We start from the raw sequence: 13,016 nt of genomic DNA, 5'->3' as shown, positions 1-13,016 counted from the left end.
CCCCCATCACTCTTCACAACCAACATTACCGTCGAGCGTGATTGTGTCGGGATCATGACCATTAAAAGGTGTTTTGATGGCGCCAAGTCCAAGCGTCCGGCGAAGCAGGGCGTCCAACCATGGCCCCACATCCTCGCCGGCACGGTGCGCAGCCCGGCGGGCGGCAGCCTTCACCTCGGGGGAAACACCATCCAGCTTCCAGTAACGCCCCTTGCCCCAGGGCAGACCGGAGGCCACGGGTTCGGCCACTCCGCCCATGGAGCCCAGTTTGGTTCCGCACAGGGCCATCAGGTTCCGATGGCTGGCCGTCTGGCCGTGGTCGTGAAGCACCTGGGCCGCCACCGCGATCTCGTCTGCGGCGTCGCCCTTGTGCGGCTCCTTCAGGTGCCAGTCCACGGCATGGGCGTAGGCATAGGGATACTCGCCCACCGGACGCTTGCGCAGGTCGGTGCTGGTCATACCCACCGCCTTGGCGGCCTCGACGAAGCGATGCGGCCAATCAGCCAGCAGCCAATGGGCCATGGCGACCAGCGCACCGCGAGCGCGCGGAGTCAGCAGGGCACCATCCCGGGCACGGGGAAGGCTTTCCGGCCGAACCGCCAGACTGAGGTCGTGTTCAGCCAACCAAAGCCTCAAGGCATGGGCGTGCTTGCCGCCCGCCAGCAGACGGAGCAGCTGGGCCAGCATCTCGAACACCGCGAAGGAATAGACCGGCCCGTATTCGCCGAGGTCTCGCCATCCCTCCCGGATCAGCTCCAGCAGGTCGCGCTGCACGGGGACGGCATCGACTGCAGGTTCATCCCCGGTGAAGTCGCGGAGATCAGCGCCGCAGCCCGGGCAGCAGATGGTACCCCGCCCGTCCTGGCGCAGGATGCTGAACGGCTCGGCGCAGGTCGGACAACGGTCCAGCAGCAGGCGTCCGTGGATCGGGCAGACCGTGAAGAAGGAGAGCCGCCAGTTGAGGCGCAAATACGGCTGCGTATCCACCCGCAAGCACCAGGGGCAGACCTGCTGGCCGAAGCAGCGCCGACCGCCCTCGCGCCCGGCTGGCGGCGCCCAGGCCAGCTTGTTGAGGCCGTCGTCGTATTCGAACAGACGCCCGGACCAGCGGCGGAAGGTGGCGTGTTTCAGGTCTTCCGCCGCGAGTCCAGTCTTGCCCGCCAGCAGATCCAGCAGCCAGTCGTCGGCGTGGCGGTCGAGATCGCGGGGATTGCGATCACCACCGGGCTGGACGATGCGGTAAAGCTCGCCCGGCCGCAGGCCGTTGGCAGCGGCGGTTCGGGTAAACCATGAAGATACAGACTCGTCGGGCAGCAGTCTGGGGTACCCTGGCCAGCGGTCATCGTCGCGCATCGGCCCAGCCTCCAACCGAAGTGGAGGCCGAAGATCATAGCGCGATTGGCCCGAACTGGGGGCGGAGGAGAGGACTCAACGGCCTGCGCAGAGGGGGGCGGGACTTCCTCCAACGGATAGCCCTTTAAACCGGATCAATCCGATAAAACACGTTCGCCACCAACAATGTGCCGGCGACACGATGCGACGGTCATCCGGACCGAATCTGCGTCCCTATCGTCTTGTCTTACACGGAGAATGCCTGGGCGGCGCGTCCCGAATCCGTCCGCCCTATGGCTGTCGCCGTCCGGATTAAAGGTGCGAAATCCGGCTTAAAGCTGAAAGCGACAGCTAAATTTCCATGAAACGCAAGGTGATGGTTGGGGGACTAGGATTCGAACCTAGACTGGCGGAGTCAGAGTTTGCAAGTGAAGCTGTAATACGTTGTATATTAGAGCTTATTTTCTCCAAGAATCAAACTGCTGACAAAACTGCTAATTTTTCTTGGTATTTCTCAATGTTTTCATCCTGTTAGGCCCAACGCGGCTCGCTGCGGCGCAGCGTGTTCGCTGTTTGTTCTTGGCGGTTCTGCGGTTGGCAGCGTATGCTATAATGGGAAATCTGACTGGATGGTTCGGCCCAGGCGGCAGGTCGGTTGTCGTGTTACACGACAAGTTTCTTGGCTTTCGTTGATGCTGACTTATTATGCGCTGTTCCTCCTCCATCAACAGTCCTCCCTGGAGCGCACAATGTCTCCGAAAGTCCTAAGAGCAATTGGGCACGCAGCAATGGATGCGCAGCATCTGCTTCTGATGGATTTGGTCCAGAAAATCGTCACAACACTTAGAGAAGGACGGAGTGATGAGGAATTCATAACGTCTTGCATCGAATTCAAGGAGGCGCTTGCAACGCACTTCTCGGCGGAAGAAACCGCCCTCAAAGACGCGAGCTATAGTAAATACAAGGAGCACGCTGAAAAACATAGTGAAATCATAAATTCAATATCAACCTCTATTGAGGCGCTCAAGCTCGTAACATCAACATCGACAAAATTTTCAATCGTAAATGAAATTGAGGATTGTCTGTATAATCATGAAATTGTTGATGACTGTGATTATAGTGGAATAGCGCATAACATCCCAGAATCTTACTGCTGGGATGACACGCTATCGGTCGGCATTGAATGGATTGACAGTCAGCACAAAAATTTATTCTCAATGGCAAAAGTGCTTGGCGAATATGTTCGTGCTGAAAATTGGAAGCTGGCACAGTTTGTTTATGCAAGAATAATTGACCACATTAAAAAGCATTTTGATGATGAAGAGCTTCATATTGGTCATATTGGAGCAGATTTACTTTCACATCGCCGGTCTCATTTGCACGCACTCGTAGCGCTTAACGATATGTGGGATGGAGATCACTCGGATATACTTAAAAAAGTTGAAGAGTTTATATATCACTGGCTGCGACAGCACATTATTAACGATGACCAAGCTGACCTTGCGGGGAACATCTCTCAAAAATAGTCTTGCATGCTTGTGGCGCTGTCGATTTCACATAGCGTCTGCTCACGCAAAACGGCCAGCCTGCGGCAATTGGCCTTCTCCATCTCGGTCGTCGCGACAGCGGGGTATTTGGCCTCGTTGACGCTCAGCGAGGCGAGGTTACACGACAAAACTCAGTCACCTTCAGCGCCAACGGCCTTGCGGAATGAGGCTATAAGACGGTCAATTCGCGAGGTCATCGCCGATTGATCCCCAAGCTGCGGCCCTGCATCAACAAGAGATCGGAATAGATCTGCGTCGTCCTGAGAAAACGCGCCAATGTCGGCAAGCGCCATTCCCCAATTTGAAAAATTTCTTCGTTTGATCGATCCCTCATAAAGCTTAAATGCGCCATAGTGGCGCTTGTCCTGTTGGATCGCGTCATACAAGACATGTAAGTCATTTTCATGTCCTTCAAGAACCTGAAAAAATGTTCTGTCATGATACAAAAGAACGCCGCTAATGTTTTTATCTAAATTGTTTTCCGAAGACCGAATTGCAAGCATACGGATGTCGTCAGACAGCATATCGTTCCAGGCGGTGCTGCTGTAAATGATGCAATAAAGCTCATTATTCGGATTTGGCGAGCCCATCGGTTATCCAGCGGAAAATTTATGATGCTCGATGATCATAAATTGTCGATGATGGTGATGCAATATTGCTGGTCGATATGCCATCGCCCAGCGAGCGCCGAAGACAGGTGTCGTGTAACACGACAGCATAACCTGCGCTTCAATGCCTTATGCAGCTTGGCAAATATCGCAATAGCGGCAGCTATCTTTTACCCACCGACGTATCTCTCGCAGAAGCCGACGGTCTGTCCCCTGCTGGTTTTCCAAGATGGCATAGGCAGCAATCAGGTTGGCCGTGTGCATCTCCGACAAGATCGGCAGAACTGCAGCCTTTATGTGCGGCGGGGCCTGATCAAAAATCTCGCACATCGAAAACCATCCCTTGGGTGCATTGCAGCACAGTCTTCTATGCGTTAGTAGTAGAGTGATCATATCCCTTCGGTTAATAAATTGGAAACCTTTAATGCTGCAAGGTCGACGCTCACCTGATTGCACATCCCTCTGCGTTCGGCGCCATCAAGCCGCTTCTACTCGCTCGGCGGGGAAGGTCACGGTAACTGTGGTGCCGATGCCCTTCTCGCTGGCGATGGCGAGCGTTCCTCCATGCAGTTCGACCATGCCCTTAGTCAAGGGCAGACCAAGGCCGGAGCCATCGTGGCTGCGGGCCATACCAGAATTCACCTGACCGAACACGGAAAGCGCCTTAGTGATGTCGGCCGCATCCATACCAATGCCAGTGTCGGCGACGGCGATTTCCATCCGGCCTTTTGGGGTCAGATGCGCTGAAATCCACACCCTGCCGTTCTTGGGCGTAAACTTCACCGCATTGGCAAGCAGGTTCAAAATGATCTGCTTCAATCTCCGCTCGTCGGCTCGGAGACGAGGTAGGTCGGTCGGAACCTCGCTGGAAACAGCAACTCTGCCCTTTTCCGCCCGTGGACTGATCAGCCGTAGCGCCCCGTCAACCGCATCTCGTATGCAAACCGACTCCTCATACAATTCGAACTTGCCAGCATCAATAGCCGAGACATCGAGTATGTCGTTGATGACTGCAAGCAGGTGCAGACCGGCATCATGGATGTCGTTGATGTATTCCGCGAATTTTGGAGTAGGCGGTTGGCCGAACATTCCGGTCTGTAGGGTTTCGGAATAGCCGATCACCGCGTTCAATGGCGTGCGCAGTTCGTGGCTCATATTGGTCAGGATTTCCGATTTGGCCCGGCTGGCTATTTCCGCCTGTTCCTTCGCCTGATTAATCGCATTTGCCGCCAGTTTACGTTCGGTGATGTCGCGCGCCGAACAGTGGATCATGAGCTGGCCATTAAGATCGATGGCGCTGAGCGCAATTTCCACATCTAAGAGGTCTCCGCCTTTCCGCAAAAACCGTGATTCGAAGGTTTTAATATCACGGGAGTTTGTCAGCTCTCGTATAATGTCCCCGACCTCTGTGGCACGAATATTCGCATCCCACTGGGTGACATGCATGCCGATTACCTCGGTTCGCTCGTAGCCTAGCATACGACAAAAGGTGTTGCTCACTTCAATGAGCTTGCCCTCAGCATCAACAATATGGATGGCGTCGGTGGCATTGTGCAGCAGCAAGCGGCTGCGCTCTTCGCTTTGTAACAGGGACTTCGCTAGGTTGATATTGGCGGCATTGGCCGCCTCTGCTTTATCTCTTTCCTCTCGAATACGTTCTGAGGCCAATGCTTGAGCTTTGAAAAATTCAACCTGTCTTTCGACCTCTTTCGATCGGACGACGTGGGTGATGACTAGCCTTGATGCCACTATGCCAGATATAATAAGTATTGTAGATATAACATATGAGGCGTAAAGAGAAATCCTATCAAGAAATCTTGCTGTAATTGCTAGTGTTTTAGAAAATAAAACCTCTTTTTCAGTTAGTTTGTTATTAATTATGTCCAGCTGTGTAAGCTTTTCAGTGATGATGTCGTCGTTAATTTTCCAATATGATATGAGATTGTGTAGCTCGATTGCCTCATCATTAAATTCATTGATAAGTTGATCGGCCTCCGTCCAGTATTTTATTGCATTAGTCATAAACGAAATGTTCTGAAAGTTACGAAAAATATCTATCATATATTCTATATCATCTGGATCGTTGCCTCCTTTAATAAACCATTCACGAGCAATGCTCAGATCTGGATCTGATTTTTGCAATTCGACTCTCGCCTCTAGGTCGCCGAGTGGGATTCGAATTAAACGCTGATAAGTATTGTAGTCATCTTCATTGTGAAACTTAGCATAGCGTTCAAGGCTATGCATCGCGTCCTTCTGCGCTTTGGCCCATAATCCCTCAGCCATTATATAGACGCGTATTGCAGTTAATGTGTTGTCTCGAATATGCTGTAGAAAAATTAAAGAAATACCGATCGATATGAATGTAAAAATTATTAAAAGCGTATTTTTAACAGGAATATCATGCTGCATCATTTTGATATCTCCTGAATGTACTCATCTAAAAGGCGGTTATGGCTTTTGCAATTTTAGCTGCGACCTATAGCGCACCAGTCGTGTTGGCTGCGGTGGCGGCGATGAGCCTCTGCGCCGACGACATGGCAGGAGACAAGAGTAATAATATTGAAACGGGCCAATTCCATTCGTCTCCCAAGCGCACTCTATCCAGCGACAAGTCTATCAGCAAGCGAGGGCGTGTTCAGAGACAAAGGGCAGGATCGGGTCATGCACGGCCCTATCGCTCCCAACATCTGTCGCTCAGGCCGACGTAGAAACTTGACCTATTTCAGTTCCGACCTGATCACGCAAAACGGCCAACCTACAGCAGTTGGTCCGCTCCATCTCGGGCGTCGCCACGGCGGCGTATTTGGGCGTCATGGATGCAAGCCGCTGCGACAGCCGCATCAGCACCAGCAATGACGGTGGCCGCTGTCGCGCCTTGGCACAGGACATATAGCTTATCGTGTTACACGACGGCAAATCTCGCTTCAAATTCATTAAACAGCAGGTAGAATGAGCGATCAGCATCACAAGGCATGGGGTCGCAAGATGGTGGATTATAAAGAACCCAAAGACAGAAATGTATATCTTGAAAAACTTTCAGACATGGAAGAAGACAGATTAAAAGTCCAACTTGAAAATGCAAAAAAGCAGCTGCCTCAATCGCAATGGCTTGTTGAGGCTGTCGCAGATGTTCTTATCGCAAAGTCGAGAATGGAGCCAAAAATAATTAGAGATATTTTGATAGAATGCGCCCGCGGAGGAGAGACAATCACATATAAGAAATTGGGAGAAAAATTTGGCAAGTGGCCGAATGTCCGTTTTGTCCTTCAGCGCCGCCTTGATCCTGTGTGTCAGCTTGAACAAGACGCTAGTCGTCCAATGCTTTCATCAATAATTGTTGACGAGGCAACTGGAATGTGTGGAAAGGGGTTTACACAACTAGCTAAAGATTATGGACACGTTTTTCAAGATGCAGATCAGTTCCAGAAAGATGAGAGACAGCGTGTTTTCGATTATTGGAAAACTCATTAACATTTTACTCTAACATCTCATTTCAAGCTCAACAGCATTGTGTAGTGCGGCTAATCGCTTGCAGTTTGCCCTCTCAATCTCGGTCGTCGCTACAGCGGCATATTTGGCCGAGATGGAAGTGAGCCGTTGCGACAACCGCATCAGCACCAGCAATGACGGTGGCCGCTGTCGCGCCTTAGCACAGGACATATAGCTTCGCGATTGGCCAAGCCAAAACTGAGAAAACTCATACTGGCTCTCAACCATCCACATATCGCGCAATTCCCTATAGATGACTTCCAGCAGCATGGCCGTTCCTCCCAAGCGTTTCCAACCAGCTATTTATCCCTGGCGCTAAATACGCTTGCGGAGCAGCGCCACGCTGGACGCTGCTGCAATGGGAGAAAACGCCATGAACAGACTGACCTATTTGCCGAGAGGCTATTGCGAACTTGGATTTGACCACGAGATTGTGCTGATCGAGGAAGCCGTACAACAGGCCATCATCGCTACGCTGCTAAGGATGACGGCTCGGCGGTTGCCTTGAACTGAGGCGCTTTGGAATTCGGGCTGCGGGTCGCCTGTAGCTCGAACTGCCAAATCGTGTCGTTGATCTGCACGACGCACCGTGAAGGTACATCGCCGCTATAGCCCAAGAACGCGATCCCACCGATTAGGCCACTTTGCTCGCAACGACTGTCGTGGAAATCATGGACGGCGCTGGCGATGTGGTTGCTGCTCAGCCGACCGCTGGCAGCTTCCGCCTTGGACTGCAAATGGGGGATCAACTGGGCACTGATTTCCTCGTACCACTGCCGCGCTTCCGCGTCCTGGCCCTGCCCCACATAGATCAATTCCTCGGCACGTAGCGGGCTGCGGAAGTTCAGGCGGAACTCTTTATCTCCGACTTCCAGTCGGCCACGCACATGGCTGCGTGAGCCGCCATCGACCCACAGCGATATATTGGCCTTTGTGGAATTGGCCTTTACCTGACCCATTGGCCGATTGGCCTTTGCTCCCATGGGCGAATTGGCATTGGCTGTCTTTGGGTCTTTCCCTTGATGAAATGGCTCGTCCGATTTGGCGGCGAAGCCACGAAGTGGCGAAGCCGCATCGTCAATCACATTGGTATTCACCGCGATGGGCAAAGCCGCCTCGGTGATCTGGTGGCGAGCAACAGGTGAGCCGCCATCGACTTGGGCTGAAAGGACATCGGTCGTGGCCGAAGGCCATGAGAACGCCAACGGCGCATCGATTAGTTTTAGTAATAGTCTAGCAATAGCAGCGTCATAAGTCGTTGGATCAGCTAAAGAAATAGCGCCTTTTGTGCGGAAAACCTGCGGGAACGATGTGGAAACAGTGCGGAAAACGTGTGGAAACTTTGCGGAAAGCACGGCCCGTCTGGTCTTGTCGGCCACCGAGACTGCTGCGGCCACAGCTTCTTTGACGATACGGTGTTGCGGCTTTGTCAGGTGGATTGGCCCAATATGAGTGAGCTGAATGCCATGGTGCATGTCCAACTGCGTGACCAGCCAATTGCCCTGGTTGACGCTGGTGCGGCCTGTTCGGTGCATGGCCGCGATGCAATCGAGGAAAATGTCGTCAAACCGCGCATCACCGCGCAGGTCGCAAAGTCGGTTGATATGTCTGATCCATTGTATTGTTGTCATGATGCGATTTTCTCCATGAGCGTTTTCGGTTGAAAATCGCTGGGGCTGCCTGGAAAACGCAATGAAAGAGGCTGTCACTGATCCCGTCGGACACAGCTAAGCCCCAGCATTGTATTTATGATGGTCTGCGGCCTATCTGCGGTTGATCTGTGAAATAAATTTACCACGATTGTCGCGGTTTGCCCCATTGCTGCATGGCACAAACCAGGGCATTCATAATTCATTGATTATACTGCTGAAATTGGGCGGATTATCGCCTTGTCGTGTTACACGACACTCGTGCCTGTAGTTTACCCTAAGCATGGCCCGCGCCCACGTTGCCCACTTGTCCGGAAACCCGACAAGTTGTCCGCGCCCATAAATACCGTCGGAGAAGCCGACAGCAGGAGAACGCCGATGCGGATGTGGGAGATTGTGGCCGAGGAGATCAAGGCCAACACCATCAAAAAACGAAAACGCCTTTTCCAACAAGCACTGCATAAAACAAAAAACAAAAATATAAAAAGCCATTAATTGTCCGGTATATAGATATTAACGCAAACTCCAGTTGTGTCGTCACTTTCTATAAACACGCACCCGCCAACAGATTCAATTATTTTTCTTATGTGCGGCAACCCCATTCCAGACTTGCCAAATTTTGTTCGTTCTAGGCGTTCGCATATGTTGAAAACACGATCCCTATACTCCGCAACAATGCCAACGCCATTATCTTGAAGCTTTAATACGGTGTACCCTTCAACATTTTCAGATAGAACACTAATTTTTAGTGGGTGATCTGGCCTTGAGTTTTCAATCGAGTTGATAATTAGCTCTTTAAATACCAATTTAAGCAAATGGCCTGATATGCAGACCTCTGGAAGATCTGCCACGTTCAAAACAGCGGAAACCTCATCCAATTTTTCTCTGAGCGCACCGACTGCTGAATTAAATGCGTCAAAAGCATTGCAGCGCTCAGGTGATGATATTTCATATGGAGTGTCTAAATAGAATTGAATGGATAGCATTAAAGCCTTAAGGTCAACAGCATTTGACTTTATATAGTGAATAAAAAGTTCTATATCGTCTCCATCCCCTTCGTGAACAGCCTTCTCAAGTTTCTGAGAGTATATAAATTGCAACCGCACAGGCTCTTGCATGTGGTGCGCCATGACGCGGGCTAGCTGATCAATGTCTTCATTAATTCGTTCGAGCTTAGCATTTTGTAGTGATTGCTTTTTTTGAAGAAATGCTGAGTGGCAAATATTGTTAGCAACATGATTTAAGAAATTTGCAATGGCTTGGAATTTATCCAGACGCATATAAGGGACTTCTAAAAACGCCCTTAGTGTTTCATCCTCATCGGCGCCAATATCCCGTGCATAGTCGCGAATCTGGATTTCAGTTTGAGTTTCATCTCGAACTTGGCCAATAAGCCAATTGGCCAAATGTTTACCATCCACGACAATGCTTGCGCCCGCATCCCAAAGACCGATGCTGCTGCACTGGCGAATAGTGGCCGCAGCGTAAAACCCTCCCCCTAGGATCGCATCCGAGTTCTCACAATTTCTGAGGCCAAGTGGGGTTTTTCGAACAATGTCCTTGCATAGACGACAGAAGCCACTCGGATTAGTTATGGGCTTGCCATTAATGTCCGTGATAAGCGACGCAACGCCGGTAGCCGCAGAGAAATCATCCTGAAGGCGCTGCAATTGCTCCAAAGAGAAAAGATCGAAAAGCGTAAAATCTTGGCGTGTGGGAAACTTTCGGCTCATGCTATCAATTTCCCCAAGCTGTCCTCAGATTTTCATTAGTTCCATAGATGCGGACAAGATTAATTAGTTTGCCTAGTTAAGTTCTTCGTGTTGAGCGTTCCGCTTTATGGCAAATCTTATTAAATCAATTCCACATTTTCTGTCTTGGTATATTGTCAGTCGCATTGTGTATGCTGACAGGATAGCAAACATTCGTCCAATCTGGAAGATGTGACGGCGCGACAGTCAGACAAGGGGGGGGGTGAGTTTCGAATTTTGGCAAATTGGATATGCCCATAAATACCCTCGGAGAAACCGTCAGCAGGAGACCGCCGATGCGGATGTGGGAGATTGTGGCCGAGGAGATCAAGGCCAACACCATCGGGGATAATTTGAAGAAGCAGGCCGATGCGAAGGCCGAACAAGCCAAGAAGCTCAAGCAGGCGGCTTCCGTTCAGAAGAAGCGCGAACAGGTTAGCAGCGCAAGAGCGTCCATGCTGAAGAAGCAAGGCGATCTGACCAAGCTCATGGCCACGGCCACTCAATCGTAGGCGACCAGTCAGTATCCGCTACGGATAATCCGTCACCCCACCATCTGGTAAAATTTCAACTGCGAAATGTGTCGCGGAATTGATCCGATGAACGCCTCCCCGCTTTGGCAAGTTTTCGGCCTCGAACCTCCCGCCATGTCCTCAAAAGCATCGGAGTTGGGCATGAGCCACGACGGCGAAAAATGCAAAACGCTAACGGCGATGCGGAAGCGACCTGCACTTGCGGGAAACGATCAGATCGATCTTCATCGGCGAGCTATCAATTCGATGCTGAATTGCCCGAATGGTGGCGAATGCGATGATCGCGCCCTATGCACCATCACCTGCGCCGCCCTTCTAAAAGAACTGCCGCAGAATTGATAGAGAACCCGTGAACCTAAATGGGCTCAGAATGTCGGAAAAAGCCGAAATCACAAAACCATCACGGCCCATGCATTGCCTGCCCAGGCGTGTTCGGCAATTGCTAGCGGCCATGAATGTTGGTCGCTATCACGCCATGGCAATCATGATTGAAGAGGTTGAAATCTGCCCGTTCAAGGCAGAATGCGAACTTGAGTTTGCCTGCTTGCGAATGCATCAAGCATTCAAGCCGTTGATCAATAATTAGAGTTACAAGCCAGCCATGACTGACAATCAGCGCTTTACTGTTGCAGTGATCGACGATGACGAGAGTTTTCGTGAAGCTGCTTTGTGGCTTGCCGTATCGAAGGGCTTTTCCGCTAAAGGCTATGCAGATGAAAGCTCCTTCTTTGAAGGCCACCCTCTTGACGCAATCGGGTGTGCCCTCATGGACCTGCGATTAGGGGAAAGATCGGGACTTGAAGCGTTCCTGCAATCACGCGAACGCGGCTTTGATATGCCTGTCATTATGATTTCTGCCTACGGTAATATAGCGACCGCAGTCCGTGCTGTTCACTTGGGTGCATTTAGTTGGATAGAGAAACCTATTCGGAATGAAAAGCTGTTCAAGGCCATTGATACAGCGTGCAAGGCACATGCCGATATTTGCAATCAATACGGTCGCGCTGCCAATTACATTCGAAACTTTCCAATGCTTACCCAGCGTGAGTTGGAGATTTATTGGCAACTCTGCAAAGGATTAACTGCAAAGGAAATCGCATCGAAATTTTCCATCAGCCATCGGACGGTTGAGACCCATCGCAACCAAATTGCGGCAAAGCTATGCATTCGCTCAATTAGAGATTTTGCATCTGCCGCGTTCCATACCAGATTTTTCGCCCCAAACGCAGCCGCATCAGTATCGGCTACTTAGTTTTCCGTGCTGAGCGGCCACTCCTGAGTAATCGGCACGAATATCCTTGAGGCGCTCTGTTTGAGACAACCACCACTAGGTGGCGTGCTTGTCTCGCGCAGAATAATCAAGGGGAATACTCAAATGAAACGTTTTGCCGCTCTGGCCTGCTCGATTGCCGCGTGCGCGACCTTCGCTAGCGTCGCCACCGCTGCCGAGAATCAGCCTGCGAAAAAGTCGGGGTTCTATGTCGGTGGTGAGGCTGGTTGGTCTGGTTCGCAGAGCACCAATTGGGGTGATGATCAGAACAACTTCAACCTGCAGATTTTTGGCTCTGCGAATGGCCGCGCCAACAAGCTGAATTCCGACGCGGGCAATGCCGCCGTTATGGGGCTGATGGCTGGCTATCAGTTCACGGATTGGTTCAGAGCTGACCTCGGCGTTGACTATCGGACGGGCTATCAGGTGAATGGTTCCCGCACCGACATCACCATCAAGCAGTATAAATCCGATGTGGATGTGTGGACGGTCATGGCCAATGGCTATGTCGAGCCGTTCACCTTCGGTAGTTTCAAGCCCTATGTTGGCGTCGGCCTGGGAACCGCAATTGTCTCCACCAGCGGCGGCAAGGTTGCCTACAACAATGGCTCGGGTGACAGCAAGCTTGCTGGTTTGACCCAAACCAACTTTGCCTGGGATGCCAAAGCGGGTGTCGGTTACACCCTGACCGACAAGTGGAGCTTGGACCTGGGCTATCGCCACCTGGACGCGGGCAAGGTCTCGGTTGGGAGCGGCGGAAACAATGGCAAGACCAAGGGCGACGGCCTGGAAACCAACGAGGTTCTCCTCGGTGTTCGCTTCGGCCTTTAATCG

General features: G+C 51.4%; 13 protein-coding genes. 7 read left to right on the top strand and 6 right to left on the bottom strand.

Annotation, left to right across the window (positions count from 1 at the left end; genetic code table 11):
- Positions 1–6: 6 nt before the first annotated feature.
- Positions 7–1,353, bottom strand: coding sequence for a TniQ family protein (locus CU669_RS11860; protein WP_112144923.1), 1,347 nt, complete (start codon positions 1,351–1,353; stop codon positions 7–9).
- A gap of 728 nt (positions 1,354–2,081) precedes the next feature.
- Between CU669_RS11860 and CU669_RS11855 the strand changes: the two genes are divergently transcribed.
- Complete coding sequence (locus tag CU669_RS11855) at positions 2,082–2,858, top strand: hemerythrin domain-containing protein (RefSeq protein ID WP_161539651.1); 777 nt, start codon at positions 2,082–2,084, stop codon at positions 2,856–2,858.
- Between the two features lie 152 nt (positions 2,859–3,010).
- On the opposite strand, the gene CU669_RS11850 is transcribed toward CU669_RS11855, so the two are convergent.
- Positions 3,011–3,469 (bottom strand): BLUF domain-containing protein, encoded by a 459-nt coding sequence (locus CU669_RS11850; protein WP_112144919.1) that lies wholly within the window; start codon positions 3,467–3,469, stop codon positions 3,011–3,013.
- 495 nt (positions 3,470–3,964) lie between these two features.
- Positions 3,965–5,902, bottom strand: coding sequence for a PAS domain-containing sensor histidine kinase (locus tag CU669_RS11840; RefSeq protein ID WP_112144915.1), 1,938 nt, complete (start codon positions 5,900–5,902; stop codon positions 3,965–3,967).
- Between the two features lie 537 nt (positions 5,903–6,439).
- Between CU669_RS11840 and CU669_RS21135 the strand changes: the two genes are divergently transcribed.
- Positions 6,440–6,961: a hypothetical protein gene (locus CU669_RS21135; protein WP_146747729.1), complete on the top strand. Its 522-nt coding sequence runs from the start codon at positions 6,440–6,442 to the stop codon at positions 6,959–6,961.
- A gap of 9 nt (positions 6,962–6,970) precedes the next feature.
- Here CU669_RS21135 and CU669_RS11825 read toward each other — a convergent pair whose 3' ends face one another.
- The 3 genes from CU669_RS11825 to CU669_RS11815 all read right to left on the bottom strand — a co-directional run bounded on the left by CU669_RS11825 (position 6,971) and on the right by CU669_RS11815 (position 10,361).
- Positions 6,971–7,249, bottom strand: coding sequence for a DUF6626 family protein (locus CU669_RS11825; protein WP_112145098.1), 279 nt, complete (start codon positions 7,247–7,249; stop codon positions 6,971–6,973).
- Positions 7,250–7,449: 200 nt separating this feature from the next.
- A complete protein-coding gene (locus CU669_RS11820) occupies positions 7,450–8,610 on the bottom strand; it encodes a hypothetical protein (protein ID WP_112144909.1) in 1,161 nt (386 codons plus the stop codon).
- A 509-nt stretch (positions 8,611–9,119) separates the two neighbouring features.
- Positions 9,120–10,361, bottom strand: coding sequence for a PocR ligand-binding domain-containing protein (locus tag CU669_RS11815; protein ID WP_112144905.1), 1,242 nt, complete (start codon positions 10,359–10,361; stop codon positions 9,120–9,122).
- Positions 10,362–10,675: 314 nt separating this feature from the next.
- On the opposite strand from CU669_RS11815, the gene CU669_RS11810 reads away from it, so the two are divergent.
- The 5 genes from CU669_RS11810 (at position 10,676) to CU669_RS11800 (ending at position 13,013) form a co-directional block, all read left to right on the top strand.
- On the top strand, positions 10,676–10,891 hold the full coding sequence (locus CU669_RS11810; protein ID WP_112144903.1) for a hypothetical protein: 216 nt from the start codon (positions 10,676–10,678) through the stop codon (positions 10,889–10,891).
- Positions 10,892–10,978: 87 nt separating this feature from the next.
- Entirely contained in the window at positions 10,979–11,251 is a 273-nt protein-coding gene (locus CU669_RS21130; protein WP_161539650.1) for a hypothetical protein, read from the top strand.
- 31 nt (positions 11,252–11,282) lie between these two features.
- Positions 11,283–11,498 carry a hypothetical protein gene (locus CU669_RS21125; RefSeq protein WP_146747727.1) on the top strand — a complete coding sequence of 72 codons (216 nt, stop codon included), beginning with the start codon at positions 11,283–11,285 and terminating at the stop codon, positions 11,496–11,498.
- 15 nt (positions 11,499–11,513) lie between these two features.
- The gene (locus CU669_RS11805) at positions 11,514–12,164 is read left to right on the top strand and encodes a response regulator transcription factor (protein WP_112144901.1); all 651 of its coding nucleotides are present in this window, start codon (positions 11,514–11,516) and stop codon (positions 12,162–12,164) included.
- Positions 12,165–12,287: 123 nt separating this feature from the next.
- Complete coding sequence (locus CU669_RS11800) at positions 12,288–13,013, top strand: outer membrane protein (protein WP_112144899.1); 726 nt, start codon at positions 12,288–12,290, stop codon at positions 13,011–13,013.
- The last annotated feature ends 3 nt before the right edge of the window (positions 13,014–13,016 follow it).

It is taken from the genome of Paramagnetospirillum kuznetsovii (genome assembly GCF_003284725.1).
Lineage (GTDB): Bacteria > Pseudomonadota > Alphaproteobacteria > Rhodospirillales > Magnetospirillaceae > Phaeospirillum > Phaeospirillum kuznetsovii.
The sequence above is the reverse complement of the archived record's forward strand: the minus strand, read 5'-3'. Positions and strand labels throughout refer to the sequence as shown.